This is a genomic window from uncultured Litoreibacter sp. (assembly GCF_947501785.1).
Lineage (GTDB): Bacteria > Pseudomonadota > Alphaproteobacteria > Rhodobacterales > Rhodobacteraceae > Litoreibacter.
Genome location: NZ_CANMXB010000001.1, coordinates 231614 through 249495, shown reverse-complemented (window position 1 = coordinate 249495; position 17882 = coordinate 231614). Strand labels below are relative to the sequence as shown.

The window sequence follows — 17882 nt, the reverse complement described above, 5'->3', positions numbered from 1 at the left end:
GACCCCAGCGTGTAGCCGCACGCTGGGGTCATTTTTGGTGAAGCTTGTGACTTCGGATGTATAAACACGTTATTGCGCAGTGGTTACCAATTTACAAACGCGCGGTGGTGGTATGGTTAATGGGGTTGGCGGCGTCTTGGAAACGATCCGGGGATCGTTTCAGCCGCCAACGGGCGGAGCCCCAGGGGTTGAGGTGGGAAAGGCGAGCAGAATTGTCCGACCTACTACTTCCTGCGTTTAAACTTATTTAGAAACTCTGGCTTCTCCCTTACCTCACGAAAAACTGCCCATGTGTTAGCATCATAATAGTCGACACCATCTAGCGCGGCAGCTTCAGCAAGTTTTTCAATATCATCAAATTCCTGCTTCACGCATGCTAAGGCCAATTCAATGGTTGGCGACTTCACGCTCCAGTCTCTACTTGCAAGTGTTTCTTGAATAAGTTGGCTTTTCTTAGATTCTTCAAGTGCTTGATCAAAGAGATACCCAAGCGCCTTGTTTATCACCATATATGCGGATATCTGATCCTTTGGCTTTGTTTTTGAAGCTAGAACGAAATCAGCCAACCGCCTGCACATCTTGGTCAGATCATTTTCAAGGAAGTCATGACTAGAAGTCAAAATTTGCCCACACGAATTGTCCAAATCCGCGGGCAATAACTTCTGCCAAATGATGTGTAACGAGAAAAAGCCGACCTGAAACACCCGGGCGGTAGCCCTACGAATGTACTTTCGGTCTATTTTTACTTTGTCACCTAGATTTGGTAATTCCTCTGGATCGCATCCGCTTTCGGTACAAATCCTCAGATATCTTTTATTCACAATCCCACCAGCATGAGTAAGCAGGTGCCGACGCTGGCATATCTCAGTAAAGTCAGAAATAAGCTTGGAGTTTGAAGTTAAGTTGACTTTGAATTTTTCTGAAATCCAATCCAATACTTGGATATGACTTTTCGAATGGAGTAGATCGTCGATCTTGCTCACAACTAACTCTGATTTGACATCCTCAAGGCTTTCAAATCTTTCCAGATCGCCCACTGATATCGTGTCGGCATCTGTGATAAATGCTTCTGGCCTTAGTTCACTCACTAGCCGAAGCAGGCTAGCTAGGAATGCCTCGTATTCAGACACTAGAGCGCCTAGCGTCGAGCGGTTCATTGCATCTGCGGCCTGAATTACTTGAGTAGATTTGCCAATCTTGTTCGCGACAATTGGAAGTTCATCAATTGGAATAACAAATTCCGAAATAGCTGTCTCATCGTCAGATATTTCGGTCACTGACGAAGACACTTCTTCTGCGTATGCTCGCATCCGATTTGCTAGCTCATCGCCAGCAAATTTGAAGTTCTGGTCGGCCAACTTCGGGACAACTTGAAAAAATGCAATTGAGGTAGTAACCCAGTGCGAAGAAAGCCTATTGAGGCGCGCTTCAATAGGGAGCTTGGGCCGTTTTGGAGCTTTTTTACTTGGTGGTACGCCAGAACCGTCTTTCGAAGATTCGTCTTGGTCATCAGCATCCCCGTCTGTACTACCCTCGTTTCCTTGCTCAACATCGACAGTAATACTTATTGTCTGACTGCCATCAGCATGTCGTGTCAGTTCTAGAACAAAGGTTTCTGGTGCAGTCTGGGACGTTAGCTCATTACCCACCAATAACCCCCTCAAACTCCCGCCATTCCCCCTTCGACATGCCCGAATTCTCCTGCGTGACTTCCTCGCCGGCCAGCATGCGGCGGACGCAGTCCAGGGCGCGGCCGGACAGCTGCGCGCCTCCCAGACGGTAATCCTCGAACGCGCCGTAGGCGGCGGGGACCCAGTCGGCGACGACCTTGCACATCGCGTCGGCGTACACCCTGATTTCATATTGCGCGTGTTTGTCTGCCCGCAGCCGCAGGAAATGGAACAGGTTGTGCAGGTCCACCTTCCAATACCATTGCGTGTAAATATTCGCGGGCAGGTTCATGCGGGCCAGTTCACGGGCGAGACCGTCTTGCCCTTCATCCGAGATCATGGATTCGTAATTGTCGTAGCAGCGCGTTGAATCGGCTTTGAGGATTTCGAGGACGCGGGCGGCCTCCTCCCCCTGCAGCGCCTGACCCCGGCCCTGATTGTTGACCACCGACTGCGCGTTGATGTGTTCGGGCGCGGGGATGTAGAATTCCCGGTCCAGGATCGAATAGCGGGCGGAGTATTCGTTGACGTTGGCGGTGCGGTGCCGGATCCATTGCCGCGCCACGAAGACGGGCAGCTTCACATGCAGCTTGATCTCGCACATCTCGAACGGCGTGGAATGCCAGTGCCGCATCAGGTAGCGGATCAGCCCGGTGTCGTTCTGCACTGACTTGGTGCCGCGCCCATAGCTGACGCGGGCGGCCTGACAGATGGCGGCATCATCGCCCATATAGTCGATCACCCGGATGAACCCGTGATCAAGCACCTCATGGGCGGTGTAGAGATGCGCCTCCATCCCCGGCACGGTGGCGCGCATGGTCTGATTGCTCTGCGCACGCTGCGCGTCGATTTCTTGCTGCTGGTCGGCGGAAATGGGCATTGCGGGGGCCTCTTTTGCGGATTGTGCGAACTGCTGAGGCCACATTTAGACGACATAGCGCGGCGCATATCAAGATAATGTGTGCGGTTATCCCCAAGAGATTGCCACGCCCGCCCCAAAGGCACGACCGGCGGCGACCAATCGGCAACATGGCCAAATTAGCGCCCGCCCCGCCCCCACCCGCCGTTGACTTTCGCGTGAGGAGCGCGGAGTTTACCGCAAAACGGGGCAGCAGAGATTTCAGCTATGTACGCACGCATTTTCGGCATTCTATCCATCAGCTTCCTGGCCGCCTGCGGCGGCGGCGGCTCCAACCCGATCACCGGCGGCTCGTCGGATGACGGCGTGGTCACCACCCCTGGCGCCGACCCGAACACCCAGTCCAACAACACCGCCTTCCTGTTTGACCCCGCCAACCTGCTGACGGCGAACCAGTTCACCTTCACCCCCGGGGCGACGGCGGCCGGCAACTCCATCACCATCAACAACCTTCCGTTTGACAATGTCAGCTCCCAGGGCGGCAGCTACCAACCGCGCGCCGGTGTGATCCTGCCCAGCGGGCAAGTGTTTGACAATGCCGCCGCCGGCGGCGACCCCTACCTGGCCGTGATCGTACAATCACCGTCGGGCACGGGCGCGCTTGCGGGCGTAGTGGCCACGGATGTCTACCAGGGCTTCGGCTATGGCGGCGCCTACATTAGCCGCCCCTCAAGCGGGCTGCCGGCCACCCGCCCCGCCGCCTACACTTATACCGGGGCCTATAACGGCGTGCGCGTGATCCGCCAGACTGCCGGCCCCAACAACGCCATTCAGCTGACAACCGGGACGGCCAATATCACCGTCGACCTGCAGGACTTTGACCTGACCGGCGCATTTCGTGGCTTCATCACCGGCCGCCAGCTATTTGACGAAAACGGCAATCCAATTCCGGGAGCCCTGGCCCCGATCGAGCTGGTGATCACGGATATCAACCAAGCCACAGCCACCACAACCGGCGGGACAACCAGAACGATCAACACGACGACCGGCGCGAACGCCCAGTCCGGCAGCTATGTCGGCATGTTCTCCGGGCCGAATGGCGGCGAGATCGTAGGCTACATCGTCGTTGAGGGCGATCTGTCCAACATTGACCCGAACTTCGTCGTCCCCGGTGGTGGCGTATCTGCAGTGACGGGGCGCGAGGTTGGCGGTTTCGTCGCTGTACAAAACCCCTAAGACAGCCCTTGAGGCGAAGGTACGCCTGATGCGCCTTTTGAAAAAAGCTTTGGGTGCCGCCGCCGTGCTGACCATATTGGCCACAGCGCCGGACGCCCAAACCCAGGTCAGCATCAAGGAAGCGCGCTTCCTCGCCTTTAAACTGGTGGCCGCAGGCAAATACGACGAGGCCGCGGCCCTGTCGCGCACCATTCTGCAAGGCGACCCGGACGACCAGGCGGCGCTTTTGGCCCTTGCCCAGGCCGAGGTGGGAGCCGGCCGGATATCGGCCGGTGTGAAAGCGGCCAAAGCTGCCTGGCGGGCCTCTGACACGGCGGCTGAGCGGTATTCATCTTCCATTGTGACGGCGCAGGCCCTCGCGCAGAACGGCAAGCGCCTGCAGGCCCAGCTATGGCTCAGGCGCGCCGCGCAACATGCGCCGAATGAGGGTTTCAAAGCCCGCGCCGCCCGCGACTTCAAATACGTGCGCGCCACCAACCCCGTACGCGCCAATCTGCGCTTTTCCATCAGCCCCTCATCCAACATCAACAACGGCTCAGCAAATGACCGCGCCACCTTGGGGGGATTGTCTTTCCTGCTGGATGGCGAGGCGCAGGCCCTGTCGGGGTTGGAATACCGCCTTGGCGGCGATCTGAGCCGCATTTTCTTGTTGTCGGAGCGCCAGAACCTGACCTTCGGCGTGGGATTTGACACCAGCAGCTATTCCCTGTCCTCGTCGGCCAAGGCACTTGCGCCAAACGCGTCAGCGAGCAACTACGCCTTTCAGGAACTGCAATTCAGCGTGAGCAGTCGCCTCAACGACAAGGACGGCCCGGCCTACACCCAGTTCCGGCTGGAACTGGGCCAGAACTGGTATGGCGGGGACGCGCTTGCACGGTTTGCAGAAGCGAAGGTCGACCGGACCATCACCGTCGGAAAGCGCGCGCAGCTGCGCTTTGGTGGCGGGGTGAAGCGGCAATGGCGGCAGGACAGCGCCTTTCGGTCTTCCACCACCTGGAATGCGAATGCGGTGTACTTGATGGGGTTGGAAAACGGCAACTCGATCAGCTTCAATGGCGCCGTTTCGGACGTCAGCTCTGCCTCTGCGGCCATTGCCCATCAGTCGGCTGAAATTGGCGTCGGGTACCGTTTGGGCAAGCCGGTTTTTGGCAAGTCCTTCCTGGAGCTATCACTCGCCGCGAAGCTGAGCGAATACGACCGTCGGACGATTTTGGCGCCTAGCCCCAGACGCGATACCCGCTTGTCGGCGAATGCCACCATCACCTTCAACGACCTTGACTATTTCGGGTTCTCCCCGACCGCGACGCTGAGCGCATCGCGCAACCGGTCCAACGTCGCTCTGAACGAAACCCAACAGCTGGGCCTCAGCTTCGGGCTGCGCTCCTCCTTCTGAGGCACGGATTCGCGTTGCACCCCGACGCCCTGCGCGCCAATGTGCGGCCATGGCAGATTGGGGCACACGGGCATTGGAACGGCGGCTGGGCGACGGCCTGCGCGCCCGCCTGCCCGGCTGGATGGCCGAAACCATCATGTTCTTCGCCAAACAAGCCTGGGCCGCGCTGTTTGGGCTGCTGATACTGGCCGCCATCGTGATCTCGAAAGCCATATGGCAACCCGACTGGGCGCTGACCCGCTACGACGCGCTGGTGATCTTTGCCGTGGTGACGCAAATCCTGATGATCTGGTCAAAGCTGGAAAGCTGGGAGGAGGCCCGCGTCATCCTGATTTTCCATGTCACCGGCACGGTGATGGAGTGGTTCAAGGTCTCCCATGGCAGCTGGTCCTACCCCGAGGCGGGCTACATGATGATCTACGGCGTGCCGTTGTTTTCGGGGTTCATGTACGCCTCTGTCGGGTCCTACGTGGCCCGGGCGACGCGGATTTTCGACATGAAATTCGCGCCCTACCCGCCCTTGTGGATGACATTTGCCTTCGGCGCGCTGTGCTACATCAACTTCTTCTCGCACCAACTGGTGTTCGAGATCCCCTACACCAACGGGATGATCTTTGATCTGCCCGACATAAGGGTCCCGCTGTTTGCGGCCTCGATCCTGCTGTTCGGGCGCACCCGGGTGTGGTTCTTTGCGGGCAAGAAGGCGCGCTGGTTGCCGCTGCCCCTGGCCGCTTTGGCCTGCGCCTTCGTGCTGTGGGTGGCGGAATATATCGGCTCCACCCTGACGGCCACCTGGCTATACGCGGGCCAGCAGCAGTTTCAGACCGTCAACTGGGCCAAGATGGGGTCGTGGTACCTGCTGCAATTCGTGGCGTTCACCACCGTCACGCTGGTCAGCCGGTCGGCGCTGATCCATCATGTGATCACCCCCAATGACCGCGACGACATTATCGGCCGGGACGCTGGCGTAGCCCCGGCCCCGCGCTAAGTTTTCAATTCTCACACAGAAGGAACAGCCCCATGAAAGTTGAATATCTCCACACCATGGTTCGGGTCAAAGACCTCGACGCCTCGATCGCGTTTTACAAGATGTTGGGGCTGGTGGAGCGGCGGCGCACCGACCATGAAGGTGGACGGTTCACGCTGGTGTTCCTATGCCCGCCGGATCAGGCCGACGGTCGCGCCGATGTGGAGCTGACCTATAACTGGGACGGCGACGAGGGGCTGCCCAGCGATGGGCGGCATTTCGGGCATTTGGCCTACCGGGTCGAGAACATCTACGAAATGTGCCAATCCCTGATGGACGCGGGCGTGGTGATCAACCGCCCACCTCGTGACGGCCATATGGCGTTTGTCCGCTCGCCCGACAACATCTCGATCGAGCTATTGCAGATGGGCGACAGCCTGCCGGCGCAGGAGCCTTGGGCGTCCATGGAAAACACCGGGCATTGGTAAGGGCGGCGCTGCTTGCGCTGTGCCTTCTGACCGGCGCAGCGCAGGCACAATGCAGGCTGGCGCTTGCCTTGGGGATGGATGTCTCCGGCTCGGTCGATCAGGTCGAATACCGGCTGCAGCTGGACGGGCTGGCCGCCGCACTGACCTCGGACGAAGTGCAGGGCCAGCTGCTGCAATTCCCTGACGCGCCCATCTGGGTGGCCGCGTTTGAATGGGCGGGGCGGTTCAACCAGCGGCTTTTGGTGGACTGGGTGGCGCTCGACAGCGCGGCCGCGATCAACGGCGTCGCGGCAACCCTGCGGGCGACCGAGCGGCGCAGCGGCATCAACTCCACCGGCATTGGCGGCGCGATGCTGTTTGCGGAGCGGCTGTTCCAGAAGCGACCGGACTGCTGGCGCTACACGCTGGATTTGTCGGGCGACGGCACCAACAATGACGGCCCTGCCCCCGAGTTCATGCGCGACCGGCTGGTTGGGCGCGACATAAACGGGCTGGTGATCGCGCTGGACCTGACCGTGGGGCGCGACGAGCGGCAAATGGATTTGATGGAGCTGTCGGCCTACTACCGCAAACGCATCATCAAGGGGCCGGACGCCTTCATCGAGGTGGCGCTGGGGTTCGACGATTTTGAGCGCGCCATGACCAAGAAGCTGCTGCGGGAGACGGAAAGCCTGATGATTGGCGATCTAGACCGGCAGCAGCGCCGCGCCGATGCGGCGGCCTTCACTGAGGAGCACATTGTAGGTGCGACACGCGGCAGGCGTGCCCATCTGTTCGACGCCTATGCCGGCGGCCTCTAGCACATCGCGCAAACTGGCGGGTACATGCGCGATCTCAGCCCCCGTGCCCACGAACAACACGTCGATCTTGTCCGCATTGGCGAGGATAGCGGCGGTGTCGTCATAGCCGCCCCACTTATGCACCGCGTCGGGCAGGATCAGCATCGGCCCTTCATGCACCTTGCCATCCACCCGGAAGAACCCGTCGCCGTAGCTGTCGATGGGTTTGGCGGCCTCGTAGTCGATTTCGGTTATCTTCATAGCGTCAGTCCCAGATTGGGAAGCCCATAATAGCGGAGGTCGCGATGATCGCGTAGGCCACCCAGCGGTAGAGCTTCTCTTTGTCAGGATTGAAAATAGCGGCTCCGACCATATTTGCCAGCAGGTAAGGCACCGCGACAAGCAATCCCAGCAAAACAGGGGTCAGGGTGATCAGCCCCCAGAACGCGAACAGCACCACCATCAGCGCATCCGCGCAGAGCAGATAGAGCATCAGGTTCGCCCGGATGACAGAGGCCGCGTGGGTGGACGCCATATAGAGCATGATCACCGGCGGTCCGGCGAGACCCGTACTGCCGGTCAGAAAGCCGCCGATGGCGCCTGTCCCGTAGATCAGCGGCTTGCTGAGCCTGCCGCGATAGCGCAGCCCGGCAATCAGGGCCACCAGCAGGATGAGCGAGATGGTGGAGACCGCGTAGCGGTAGACATCTGGCGCCATAAGCGACAGCAACGAGATGCCAATCGGCAGCGCGACAATCAACCCGACCGCCAACCGGACCACATCACGCGGATGCCCGTCGCGCAGCGCGCGCGGCACGTTGGGGAGCGGGCCTATCATGTCCATGATCCCCATGATGGTCAGCGCCCAGATGGGTGACACCACCTGACCCGCTGCGGGCAGAAAAACCATCGCGGTGCCGAAGCCCGAAAACCCGCGTACCATGCCAGCCACAAACGCAGCAAGGATGAGCACCGGCAGACCCGGCGTCGACATAAGGTCAGAAAGTAAGTCCATCAATTTTCTGTGGCGGCTCTCGCGTCGTGCTGCAAGCCCCAATCCCCCAACGCGTCCAGCACCGGGATCAGTGAGCGGCCGTAATCGGTATAGTCATAGAGAGCGAAGGTTACGCCGTCGCGCTCCTCCTCCTGACGTGAAATCAGCCCGGCGGCTTCAAGTTCTTGCATCTGCGCGGCCAAGACCTTCGCGGATACGCCGGGCAAAGTCCGGCGCAGTTCCCCAAAATGAAATGCGCGATCCCGCAGCAACCACAAGGCTCGCGTTTTCCATTTGCCAGAGATCACCTTTGTCGCGCTGAGCGCCGGGCAATGGAGCAATTTCTGATCAGCGGCGTCGGTCATTACCTTTTTGTAACCTCTTGTGGGGGTCCAAAATGCGTCAAATATGGAAGACACAAAGGAGAGCTTACATGATTGTCGAATATTTACGCTACACGATTGACCCAGCCCGCCAAGCCGCCTTCATTGCAGACTATACTGCTGCCGCAGAGCCCCTGATGACATCGCCGCATGCCGTCAGCTTTGACATGTGCCAATGCGCGGAAGAGCCATCAGAGTTCATATTGCGGATAGAGTGGACGTCTGCCGAAGACCACCTTCGAGGGTTTCGCGGCAGCGCCCCTTTCAAGGCGTTCTTCGCGCACATCAAACCGTACCTGAAGGACATTCAGGAGATGCGGCACTACGAACGGTTGGTGTCCGCCTAGGCGTCTACATTGCCGAACTGGTTTCCAGCATTGGCATCGGGCTTGGACCAGTCGCGTTTGACGCCCAGCCAAAGCAGGATCGCCGAAGCCACGAAGACCGAGCTATAGGTCCCCACGATCACGCCCCAGATCATCGCGAACACAAATCCCCGGATCACGTCCCCGCCCAGGATATAGAGCGAGATCAGCGCCAGCAGTGTCGTCACCGAGGTCATCACAGTGCGCGACAGCGTCTCGTTGATGGACAGGTTCAGGACGTCCTTGAGGTCCTTCTTGTTGTATTTGCGCAGGTTCTCCCGCACGCGGTCGAAGACCACCACGGTGTCATTCAGCGAGTAGCCCACGATGGTCAGCAGCGCCGCGATGATGGCGAGGTCAAACTTGATTTGCAGCTCGGAAAAGACGCCCAGCGTCAGCACCACATCATGCACAAGCGCCGCAACCGCGCCGAGCGCGAACTGCCATTCAAAGCGCAACCAGATGTAGAACAGCACCGCCGCTATCGCGAGGATCACCGCAATGGCCGCCGTCTGGATCAGCTCGCCCGAGACCTTGGGACCCACGGATTCAACAGAGGGAAATTTCATGTCCGGATCAATCGTGCGTAACGCCGTTTCCACGCCCTGCACGACGCTGACGGAGGCGCTTTCTTCACCCTCCTGCGCTTCGATACGCACCATGGCGACGTTCTGATCCGCCGCAAACGTTGGATCGAAAACCTCGGTGATGGAGATGTCGCCCAGCCCGGCAGGCTCCAGCGCCGCGCGGTAGGCCGCAACATCCACCGGCTGAGCGCTCTCGGTGCGGATCGTGGTGCCGCCCCGGAAATCGATGCCGTAATTCAGGCCTTGGATCATGAAAGACGCAAAGCCCACCACGATCAGCAAAACCGAAAGCCCAAGGGTCCATTTGGAGCGGGAAAAGAAATCCCAGTTGGTCTGCTGAGGAACAAGTTTCAACCGCATCTGCTTACACCTCAATCGTCTTGGGTCGTTTGCGCTCATACCACATGACTATGATCACGCGGGTCACGAAGATGGCCGTGAAGACCGAGGTCAGGATGCCCAAGCCCAGCGTGATCGCAAAACCACGCACCGGGCCGGAGCCCATGGCAAACAGGATCACCGCCGTGATGAAAGTGGTGATGTTGGCGTCAAGAATGGCCGACAAAGCCTTCTCGTAGCCGAGCTCGATCGCACGGGCCGTGCCTTTGGCGGTGCGCAGTTCCTCGCGGATACGCTCGAAAATCAGCACGTTGGCGTCGACCGCCATACCGATGGTCAACACGATGCCCGCGATGCCTGGCAGCGTCAGCGTGGCTCCGATCAGCGATAGCAGGCCAAAAATCATCCCCACATTGATGATCAGCGCGATATTGGCGAACAGCCCGAACGTACCATAGCTAAGGAACATGAAGACCAGCACCATCACGAAGGCCACGATGCAGGCGATCTTGCCCGCGTCGATGCTGTCCTGGCCAAGCTCCGGCCCGATGGTGCGTTCCTCAAGAAAGGTCATTTCCGCAGGCAGCGCGCCTGCGCGCAGCAGCACAGCGAGGTTGGTCGATTCCTCAACGCTGAAATTGCCAGAAATCTGGCCGGAGCCGCCAGTGATCGCCTCGCGAATGACGGGGGCCGAGATCACCTCCTCATCCAGCACGATGGCGAAGGGGGAGCCAACGTTCTCCGACGTGTAGATGCCGAATTTGCGCGCGCCGCCGGCGTTGAAGCGGAAGGTCACGGCGGGCGTGCCGTTCTGGTCAAAGGCGGGTTGCGCGTCGGCGAGTTCTTCGCCGGTGACCACGGGGGATTGTTCGAGAATGTAGAAGGTGCCCACGTCCTGCGGGTCAATGGACGGGTAGATCACGTTGCGCGGGCCGGGTGATTCATTTGCGTTGCTGGTGCGCGACACCACGGGGTGGAAGGTCAGCTTGGCGGTGGTGCCGATCAGTTCTTTCAGCTCAGCCGCCGAGCCGATGCCGGGCACCTGAATGAGGATGCGGCGCTCGCCTTGGCGCTGGATAGTGGGTTCGCGGGTGCCGACCTCGTCCACGCGGCGGCGAATGATTTCCAGCGATTGCTGGATGGTGCGGTCATCGGTGGCGATCTTTTCGGCTTCGGTCAGCCCCACAATGATCGTGTCGCCTTGCGCGCGCGCCTCGATGTCGTTGGACCCGACCCCGGTCAGCGACACCACGGGCGTGGCCACAGAGCGTACCAGCGTCAGCGCCTGCTGGATGCCAGCGGGGTTGGAGACCTTGATGCGCAGCTCGCCCTGGCCTGCGTTCTGGCGGCGGATGGTGCCGATGGTGTCACGCTCCGTGCGCAGCACGTCGCGGATTTCCAGCCAGTAGCCGTCCATACGGTCGTCATACACGTCTTCAACCTGCACCTCGGCCAGCAGATGCGCTCCGCCACGCAGGTCGAGGCCAAGGTTGACCAGCGAGGACGGCAGGAAGCTGGGCCAGGCGGCGCGGTTGGCCTCCAACTGCTCTGGCGTCAGCTTGGCCGTTTCCGCGTTGGGCGAAACGCCGGTCTCAAGGAACGCGACCGCGTCGTTGTGCTGTTCCACGGTGGTGTAAAAGCCGTTGGGCATCGCCAACAGAAGGCCGACCGCGACGGTCAGCCAGATCATGACGCGTTTGAAGACCGAAATTTGCAGCATTTATTTTGCCGGCTCGGTCTTGTTCATCACCTGCGCGATGGTCGACTTGATGATGCGGACTTTGACGCCGGACGCGATTTCGACCTCCACCTCGTTGGAGCCCTCGGCCATCACCTTGGACACTTTGGCGACGATGCCGCCTTGCGTGACGATCTGGTCGCCCTTGCGCACGGCCTCGACCATGGCGGCGTGTTCCTTGACCTTCTTTTGCTGCGGACGGATCAGCAGGAAATACATGATCGCGAAGATCAGGATGAGGGGAACGAAGCTGCCAAAAGCGCCTCCGGCACCTCCGGCGGCTTGGGCGTAAGCTGGTGAGACGAACATCAGCGGTCCTTTTTGGTTTTGCGGGCCTCTGTTGGGCCTGTTTCGAGTTGCCGCGCACCCTATCTGCGGGGGGGTATGGGTGCAACGGGTTAACTGCCCTGTCGGGAGCTGAAACTAGAGGTAGGAAGTGGCAACCGAAAAAGTAAGTCTTTGGGCACAATCTCGTGTCAGTCAGACCATGGGACCGTTATGAACTCGCCCTTGCCTTTGGGCAGCTTCTTGCGGGCGTGAACGCGACAGTCGACTGCAAAATCCTCGTACACCCTTACCACCACCAGCTTGCCCCAGTTGCCGGACCGTTTGACCTGAACGAACGGCTCGTTCTTGAAGGGAGATATGGTTTTCACCTCCACAAAGTCTTTGCCCAGCCTGCCGTCAGAGCCTTCTGTGCAAGGGTCGTTATGCAGAACCACCCCCAGCTTTGCTACGGCGAACTGCTCACCAAGCGCCCCGTAGACGAACAGTTCACGCCCATGCTGCAATTTATAGGCCTTCGCTGCCGATACCATGTCCCGCACGATCCGCGCCGCCTGAAGGCGGGTGTGGCTGTCAGCTTCGTAATCGACTGGTTTTCCCTGCTTGCCTATTGAATTCTGGGGCTGGGTGTCGGGAGGAGGAGGTGTCTGCAAACCTGCATTTTTGTCTAACATGGCTCTGGCTCAAATAGCATACGCTCGAGTCTGGCACTAAATCGCGGCAGTTCTTTGACGAACTGTTGGCCCAACCATGGTCACTCTGATCTGGTCTTCGCGTCCAAATTCCAATATGCGACGCCCACGAAGGTGCGCTCGGCACATAACAGTTTGAAAAGGAACCAGACCCATGCATGACATTCGCATGATCCGCGAGACCCCTGAGGTCTTTGACGCTGCCATGAAGCTGCGGAAGTCTGACGTGTCCTCCCGCGACGTGCTGGCCATTGATGCCGCGCGCCGGGCCAAAATCTCGGAAGCCGAGAACGCCAAGGCGGAACAAAACGCCACCAGCAAAGAGGTTGGAGCAGCCAAAGCCAAGGGGGACGAGGCCGAGTTTGAGCGCCTGCGCGCCTTGGTGGCCGAAAAGAAAGCCGACGTTGCACGGCTGAATGACGAGGCCAAGGCGGAAGACGCCAAGCTGGCCGATTTGCTGATGGGCCTGCCCAACATTCCCTACGATGACGTCCCCGAAGGCGCGGATGAGGAGGACAATGTCGAGATCAACCGCTGGGGCACCCCGCGGCGGTTTCCGTTTGAGCCGAAAGAACATTACGACCTTCCCTCGGTGCAGTCGGGCATGGATTTTGAGACCGCCGCCAAGCTGAGCGGCGCGCGGTTTGTTCTGTTGTCCGGCGCCATTGCGCGCATCCACCGCGCCTTGGCGCAGTTCATGATCAACACCCATGTGGACGAGAACGGGCTGACCGAGGCGTGGACCCCTGTGCTGGTCAATGACGCGTCGATGTATGGCACCAACCAGCTGCCGAAATTTGCCGAGGACAGCTACCAGACCACCGAAGGCATGTGGCTGATCCCCACATCGGAGGTGACGTTGACCAACATCGTGCGCGACGTGGTTGTGGACGAAGGCTACCTGCCCCGCCGCTACACCGCGCATTCGCAATGCTTCCGCTCGGAAGCTGGATCGGCGGGCCGCGACACGGCAGGCATGCTGCGCCAGCACCAGTTCGAAAAGGTGGAGATGGTGTCGATCACCCATCCCGACAAATCGGAAGAGGAGCATAAGCGGATGACCCGCTGCGCGGAGAAGATTTTGGAGGAGCTGCTGCTGCCCTACCGCACGGTGACCTTGTGCCACGGAGATTTGGGCTTTGGCGCGCGCCGCACCCATGACATTGAGGTGTGGCTGCCGGGTCAGGGCAAATACCGCGAGATCAGCTCGGTCTCGACCTGCGGCGATTTTCAGGCCCGGCGCATGAATGCGCGGTTCAAACCCGAGGGCGGCGGCAAACCGGAGTTCGTGCATACGCTAAACGGGTCCGGTCTTGCCGTGGGGCGCGCGCTGATTGCGGTGCTGGAGAACGGTCAGATGGCGGATGGGTCGGTAGAGCTGCCCGTTGCATTGCAGCCTTACCTGGGCGGCAAGTCTACATTGGACCCGTTCGGGACGCTGATCTGATTTCGCCGAGGCTTCGCCTCGTCGACCGGCTGGGGGCTCTGCCCCCAGACCCCCGGGATATTTAGGAACATGGAAACTTTAGAGAGGCGCTTGGGTTGGCTGGTATGACATTGAAATCCATACTTGTTTTGCTGGTGACCCTTGCTTTTGCGGTGTCTCCCTTCTTGAATCCCGAATTTGGCGGGTTTGATCCCGACCGCTACCCCAACCCGCAGATTGATCCGCCAGTGCAACCGGCGGGATACGCCTTTGCGATCTGGGGCGTGATTTATATTTGGCTGCTTTTGTCTGCGATCCTCGGGGTAAGCAAATATCGCGACAACCCTGCGTGGAACGCCACGCGCCTGCCGCTTCTGGTCAGCCTTGGGGTCGGCATGTTCTGGCTACCGGTGGCCCTGGTCTCCCCTGTTTGGGCGACAGTGATGATATTGGTGATGCTGATCTCTGCCGTGATGGCCTGCGACAAGGCCCGCAAGGCCAGCCCTGGATGGGCGCTTGCGCTGCCGCTGGGGTTGTATGCGGGCTGGCTGACGGCGGCGACGTTTGTGGCGTTCGGATTGCTGGGCGCGGGCTATGGCTGGGTCATGGCAGAGCTCGGCTGGGCCTGGACCATGGTGCTGCTGGCGGCTTTCTGTGCGCTGTCCTACCAAATGACCCTGCGTGGGGTGTGGACCTACGGCCTTGCTGTCGCCTGGGGGCTGATTGGCATCGCCGTGCAGAACTGGGGCGCGCAAACCGGGCTTGCCGTTGCGGCAGGTGTTGCCGCTTTGCTTATGCTGGGGCTTGCTGCGTCGCAATTGCGCCGCTAGCGCCGCCGCGCGCCTTTACCGCTTGGCCCGGCTGGATTACTGCTAGGGCGAACAACAGGGCGGTTTTCATGCGCATTCTCATCACCAATGACGACGGCATCAACGCCCCCGGGCTGAAGGTGATCCACGCGATTGCCACCGAGGTCGCGGGCGACGGCGGCGAAGTCTGGACCGTGGCCCCGGCGTTTGAGAAATCCGGCGTGGCGCATTGCATCAACTACGCCCACCCCACGATGATCGCGCAGATGGGCGACCGCGTCTTTGCCGCCGAGGGCGCGCCGGCTGACTGCGTGTTGGCGGGCTTGCACGACGTGATGGCGGACGCGCCGCCTGACCTGATCCTGTCGGGCGTGAACAAGGGCAACAACTCCGCCGAGAACACGGTCTATTCCGGCACCATCGGCGCCTGCATGGAGGCCGCGCTGCAAGGCGTCAAATCCATCGCCATGTCGCAGTATTTTGGCCCCGCCAATGCCAAGCTGGCCAACCCGTTTGAGGCCTCCGCCACGCATGGCGCGGAGGTTGTCCGCAAGCTGGTAGACCATGGCAATTGGGGCGGCGACAGCCACGCGCTGGGTTACCACACGTTTTACAACGTCAACTTCCCGCCCGTGGCCGCCGCAGATGTAAAAGGCACCAAGGTGGTGGCGCAAGGGCGCAGGCCGTCGGGCGGCTTCGGGATTGAACCGCATCTGCCCCCCAACGGGCGCAAATACCTGTGGATTCAAGGCAACCCGCAGAACGTGGACTCAGGGCCCGACACGGACGGCACCGTCAATCTGGACGGGTGGGTGTCGGTGACGCCCATGCGCTGCGACCTGACCGCGCATGACCAGTTGGCCGAGCTGAAGGCCGCGCTTGGATGAACGAGCCCGCGACATCTGATGCGGAACGCAAGATGCAGTTTCTCTACGCGCTGAGGTCCAAGGGCGTGATGGACAACCGCGTGCTGACGGCGATGGAGAAAGTGGACCGGGGCGCCTTTGTGACCGGCCATTTTGCCGACCGCGCTTACGATGACATGCCGCTGCCGATTGCCTGCGGGCAGACGATCAGCCAGCCTTCGGTGGTGGGGCTGATGACGCAGGCGCTGGATGTGCAGCCGCGCGACAAGGTGTTGGAGGTGGGCACCGGGTCGGGATATCAGGCCGCGATCCTCAGCCATCTGGGGCGGCGCATCTACACTGTGGATCGCCATGCGGCGCTGACCCGGCCAGTGCGCAAGATGTTCGCCGATATGGACGTCACCAACATCACCGTGGTCACCGGCGACGGCAGCTTCGGGCTTCCCGAACAGGCGCCTTTTGATCGTATCATTGTGACCGCAGCGGCCGAAGATCCGCCCGGTCCGCTGTTGGCACAGCTGCGGATGGGGGGTATCATGGTTGTACCGGTAGGTCAGTCTGATGCGGTGCAAAGCCTCATCAAGGTTACAAAGCTCGAGCAAGGCTTTGATTATGAAGAATTATTACCGGTGCGCTTTGTCCCTCTGGTAGAGGGGCTGGGACAGAACTAAAACAACCAAAGGCCCAGAAATAAGGGTCGGGTATTGAGGGTAAGTGCGATGCGGAACAGGCGTTTCAGCAAGATATTGCCAATTGTGGCATTGGGTTTCGGGCTTTCGGCCTGCGATCAGGTCGGCGACACATTCGCCAATCTGGACCTGGATTTACGCAATACGGTCGGGGGGTTAGACACCTCGAACGCGGCGCGGCAGGCCACGTTGGACCGGCCCCGGCCCGATGACCGCGGCGTTATTTCCTACCCCAATTACCAGGTCGCAGTCGCGCGGCGCGGTGACACCGTGTCGACCATCGCCGCACGCGTGGGCGGCAACCCGGGCGAGATCGCAAAATTCAACGGGCTGAACGCAAATGACACGCTGAACAGAGGCGAGATCGTGGCCCTGCCCCGATCAGTCCCCGCGCCGACAACAGTCAGCCAACCGGCCCCGCTGGATATCGCCGACATCGCGACCTCTGCGATTGACAACGCGCCATCTGGCGGCGGGATTGCGCAGGCACAGCCCTCCAAACGCATCGACGGGCCAGAGCCGATCCGGCACCGTGTCGAACGTGGTGAGACCGCCTATTCCATTGCCCGCCTGTACAACGTCTCGGTCCGCTCGTTAGCGGATTGGAACGGGTTGGGCGCTGATCTGGAGGTCCGCGAAGACCAGTACCTGCTGGTCCCGGTGGTCGATCAAAGCGTCACGCCCGCCAAGACAGAGGCAGCGCCCGGTCAAGGCACCGTAACCCCGACGCCGCCGTCAGCGTCCAAACCATTGCCGGAGCCGGTCAAAGCGGTCGAAAAGCCTGCAACGCCCGATACGGGCGGCGCGCCAGCGACCGCGACCCCAGTGGTGGCCACCAAATCGCCGGCCTTCCAGCAACCGGTCGCCGGCAAGATTTTGCGCCCCTACAAGAAGCGCAAGAATGAGGGCATCGACATCGAAGCCGCCGCTGGCGCGCCTGTGAAAGCCGCCGCGGATGGGTCCGTTGCAGCCATCACCCGCGACACCGATCAGGTCCCGATCCTGGTGGTCCGCCATACCGGCAACGTGCTGACGGTTTACGCCAATATCACTGGCATCACGGTCAAAAAGGGCGACAAGGTTTCGCGTGGGCAAACCATCGCCAAAGTCGGCCCCGGCAGCCCGCCCTTCCTGCATTTTGAGGTCCGGGAAGGCTTCGAAAGCGTGAATCCGGCAAAATATCTGAACTAAATCAACTGGTTCGATTGTTTCCAGTCGCGCTTCAATTGAGGCGCGACTGCCCCAATTAGTCACAAAAAGACACCGATTCCGGCAAATAGCTGCCCGCTCGCTGAAACATGATCTGTCTTGCAAAAA

General features: G+C 60.2%; 20 protein-coding genes. 11 read left to right on the top strand and 9 right to left on the bottom strand.

Translation table 11 applies throughout. The features are described 5' to 3' along the window. Positions 1-224: 224 nt before the first annotated feature. Both Q0899_RS01295 and thyX read right to left on the bottom strand, forming a co-directional pair. Complete coding sequence (locus Q0899_RS01295) at positions 225-1649, bottom strand: hypothetical protein (RefSeq protein ID WP_299190877.1); 1425 nt, start codon at positions 1647-1649, stop codon at positions 225-227. Then, a complete protein-coding gene (gene thyX, locus Q0899_RS01290) occupies positions 1642-2550 on the bottom strand; it encodes an FAD-dependent thymidylate synthase (protein ID WP_299190875.1) in 909 nt (302 codons plus the stop codon). Before thyX ends, Q0899_RS01295 begins: the two co-directional genes overlap by 8 nt. 246 nt (positions 2551-2796) lie before the next feature. On the opposite strand from thyX, the gene Q0899_RS01285 reads away from it, so the two are divergent. Genes Q0899_RS01285 through Q0899_RS01265 form a run of 5 tightly spaced genes read left to right on the top strand, consistent with a single transcriptional unit; the run spans position 2797 to position 7413 of the window. After that, the gene (locus Q0899_RS01285; RefSeq protein ID WP_298292487.1) at positions 2797-3765 is read left to right on the top strand and encodes a hypothetical protein; all 969 of its coding nucleotides are present in this window, start codon (positions 2797-2799) and stop codon (positions 3763-3765) included. A 28-nt stretch (positions 3766-3793) separates the two neighbouring features. Continuing rightward, positions 3794-5158 carry a surface lipoprotein assembly modifier gene (locus Q0899_RS01280; protein ID WP_298358879.1) on the top strand — a complete coding sequence of 455 codons (1365 nt, stop codon included), beginning with the start codon at positions 3794-3796 and terminating at the stop codon, positions 5156-5158. 49 nt (positions 5159-5207) lie between these two features. Beyond that, positions 5208-6146: a DUF817 domain-containing protein gene (locus tag Q0899_RS01275; protein ID WP_298358882.1), complete on the top strand. Its 939-nt coding sequence runs from the start codon at positions 5208-5210 to the stop codon at positions 6144-6146. 32 nt (positions 6147-6178) lie between these two features. Continuing rightward, on the top strand, positions 6179-6613 hold the full coding sequence (locus tag Q0899_RS01270; RefSeq protein WP_298292492.1) for a VOC family protein: 435 nt from the start codon (positions 6179-6181) through the stop codon (positions 6611-6613). Beyond that, a complete protein-coding gene (locus Q0899_RS01265; protein ID WP_299190872.1) occupies positions 6580-7413 on the top strand; it encodes a DUF1194 domain-containing protein in 834 nt (277 codons plus the stop codon). The genes Q0899_RS01270 and Q0899_RS01265 overlap by 34 nt, the downstream gene beginning before the upstream one ends. On the opposite strand, the gene Q0899_RS01260 is transcribed toward Q0899_RS01265, so the two are convergent. From Q0899_RS01260 to Q0899_RS01250, 3 genes are read right to left on the bottom strand one after another with little or no spacing between them, the layout of a single operon-like run. Further along, positions 7300-7653 carry an Mth938-like domain-containing protein gene (locus tag Q0899_RS01260; protein WP_298292498.1) on the bottom strand — a complete coding sequence of 118 codons (354 nt, stop codon included), beginning with the start codon at positions 7651-7653 and terminating at the stop codon, positions 7300-7302. The two genes, Q0899_RS01265 and Q0899_RS01260, sit on opposite strands and share 114 nt — an antisense overlap. 4 nt (positions 7654-7657) lie before the next feature. Continuing rightward, the gene (locus Q0899_RS01255; protein WP_299190870.1) at positions 7658-8407 is read right to left on the bottom strand and encodes a sulfite exporter TauE/SafE family protein; all 750 of its coding nucleotides are present in this window, start codon (positions 8405-8407) and stop codon (positions 7658-7660) included. Further along, positions 8407-8751 (bottom strand): helix-turn-helix domain-containing protein, encoded by a 345-nt coding sequence (locus tag Q0899_RS01250; RefSeq protein WP_298292502.1) that lies wholly within the window; start codon positions 8749-8751, stop codon positions 8407-8409. Before Q0899_RS01250 ends, Q0899_RS01255 begins: the two co-directional genes overlap by 1 nt. A gap of 68 nt (positions 8752-8819) precedes the next feature. Between Q0899_RS01250 and Q0899_RS01245 the strand changes: the two genes are divergently transcribed. Continuing rightward, a complete protein-coding gene (locus Q0899_RS01245) occupies positions 8820-9116 on the top strand; it encodes an antibiotic biosynthesis monooxygenase family protein (RefSeq protein ID WP_298292504.1) in 297 nt (98 codons plus the stop codon). Here Q0899_RS01245 and secF read toward each other — a convergent pair. The 4 genes from secF to Q0899_RS01225 all read right to left on the bottom strand — a co-directional run bounded on the left by secF (position 9113) and on the right by Q0899_RS01225 (position 12757). Further along, positions 9113-10081 (bottom strand): protein translocase subunit SecF, encoded by a 969-nt coding sequence (gene secF / locus Q0899_RS01240; RefSeq protein WP_298292506.1) that lies wholly within the window; start codon positions 10079-10081, stop codon positions 9113-9115. The two genes, Q0899_RS01245 and secF, sit on opposite strands and share 4 nt — an antisense overlap. Before the next feature lie 4 nt (positions 10082-10085). Further along, complete coding sequence (gene secD / locus Q0899_RS01235) at positions 10086-11780, bottom strand: protein translocase subunit SecD (RefSeq protein ID WP_298292508.1); 1695 nt, start codon at positions 11778-11780, stop codon at positions 10086-10088. Beyond that, complete coding sequence (gene yajC / locus Q0899_RS01230; protein ID WP_298292510.1) at positions 11781-12107, bottom strand: preprotein translocase subunit YajC; 327 nt, start codon at positions 12105-12107, stop codon at positions 11781-11783. 167 nt (positions 12108-12274) lie between these two features. After that, positions 12275-12757, bottom strand: coding sequence for a hypothetical protein (locus Q0899_RS01225; protein ID WP_299190866.1), 483 nt, complete (start codon positions 12755-12757; stop codon positions 12275-12277). 172 nt (positions 12758-12929) lie between these two features. Between Q0899_RS01225 and serS the strand changes: the two genes are divergently transcribed. The 5 genes from serS (at position 12930) to Q0899_RS01200 (ending at position 17756) form a co-directional block, all read left to right on the top strand. Then, positions 12930-14222: a serine--tRNA ligase gene (serS, locus tag Q0899_RS01220; RefSeq protein WP_299190864.1), complete on the top strand. Its 1293-nt coding sequence runs from the start codon at positions 12930-12932 to the stop codon at positions 14220-14222. A gap of 104 nt (positions 14223-14326) precedes the next feature. Further along, a complete protein-coding gene (locus Q0899_RS01215; protein WP_299190862.1) occupies positions 14327-15031 on the top strand; it encodes a tryptophan-rich sensory protein in 705 nt (234 codons plus the stop codon). 68 nt (positions 15032-15099) lie between these two features. Then, a complete protein-coding gene (surE, locus tag Q0899_RS01210; RefSeq protein ID WP_298292518.1) occupies positions 15100-15897 on the top strand; it encodes a 5'/3'-nucleotidase SurE in 798 nt (265 codons plus the stop codon). Then, complete coding sequence (locus Q0899_RS01205) at positions 15894-16547, top strand: protein-L-isoaspartate(D-aspartate) O-methyltransferase (protein ID WP_298292521.1); 654 nt, start codon at positions 15894-15896, stop codon at positions 16545-16547. The genes surE and Q0899_RS01205 overlap by 4 nt, the downstream gene beginning before the upstream one ends. 48 nt (positions 16548-16595) lie before the next feature. Further along, positions 16596-17756, top strand: a complete 1161-nt coding sequence (locus Q0899_RS01200; protein WP_298292523.1) for a LysM peptidoglycan-binding domain-containing M23 family metallopeptidase — start codon at positions 16596-16598, stop codon at positions 17754-17756. Positions 17757-17882: the final 126 nt, after the last annotated feature.

Bases quoted from the DNA above. Each gene is read 5' to 3' on its own strand.
- thyX (WP_299190875.1), bottom strand. From the start codon at position 2,550: ATGCCCATTTCCGCCGACCAGCAGCAAGAAATCGACGCGCAGCGTGCG.
- Q0899_RS01285 (WP_298292487.1), top strand. From the start codon at position 2,797: ATGTACGCACGCATTTTCGGCATTCTATCCATCAGCTTCCTGGCCGCC.
- Q0899_RS01280 (WP_298358879.1), top strand. From the start codon at position 3,794: ATGCGCCTTTTGAAAAAAGCTTTGGGTGCCGCCGCCGTGCTGACCATA.
- Q0899_RS01275 (WP_298358882.1), top strand. From the start codon at position 5,208: ATGGCAGATTGGGGCACACGGGCATTGGAACGGCGGCTGGGCGACGGC.
- Q0899_RS01270 (WP_298292492.1), top strand. From the start codon at position 6,179: ATGAAAGTTGAATATCTCCACACCATGGTTCGGGTCAAAGACCTCGAC.
- Q0899_RS01260 (WP_298292498.1), bottom strand. From the start codon at position 7,653: ATGAAGATAACCGAAATCGACTACGAGGCCGCCAAACCCATCGACAGC.
- Q0899_RS01255 (WP_299190870.1), bottom strand. From the start codon at position 8,407: ATGGACTTACTTTCTGACCTTATGTCGACGCCGGGTCTGCCGGTGCTC.
- Q0899_RS01250 (WP_298292502.1), bottom strand. From the start codon at position 8,751: ATGACCGACGCCGCTGATCAGAAATTGCTCCATTGCCCGGCGCTCAGC.
- Q0899_RS01245 (WP_298292504.1), top strand. From the start codon at position 8,820: ATGATTGTCGAATATTTACGCTACACGATTGACCCAGCCCGCCAAGCC.
- secF (WP_298292506.1), bottom strand. From the start codon at position 10,081: ATGCGGTTGAAACTTGTTCCTCAGCAGACCAACTGGGATTTCTTTTCC.
- secD (WP_298292508.1), bottom strand. From the start codon at position 11,780: ATGCTGCAAATTTCGGTCTTCAAACGCGTCATGATCTGGCTGACCGTC.
- yajC (WP_298292510.1), bottom strand. From the start codon at position 12,107: ATGTTCGTCTCACCAGCTTACGCCCAAGCCGCCGGAGGTGCCGGAGGC.
- Q0899_RS01225 (WP_299190866.1), bottom strand. From the start codon at position 12,757: ATGTTAGACAAAAATGCAGGTTTGCAGACACCTCCTCCTCCCGACACC.
- serS (WP_299190864.1), top strand. From the start codon at position 12,930: ATGCATGACATTCGCATGATCCGCGAGACCCCTGAGGTCTTTGACGCT.
- Q0899_RS01215 (WP_299190862.1), top strand. From the start codon at position 14,327: ATGACATTGAAATCCATACTTGTTTTGCTGGTGACCCTTGCTTTTGCG.
- surE (WP_298292518.1), top strand. From the start codon at position 15,100: ATGCGCATTCTCATCACCAATGACGACGGCATCAACGCCCCCGGGCTG.
- Q0899_RS01205 (WP_298292521.1), top strand. From the start codon at position 15,894: ATGAACGAGCCCGCGACATCTGATGCGGAACGCAAGATGCAGTTTCTC.
- Q0899_RS01200 (WP_298292523.1), top strand. From the start codon at position 16,596: ATGCGGAACAGGCGTTTCAGCAAGATATTGCCAATTGTGGCATTGGGT.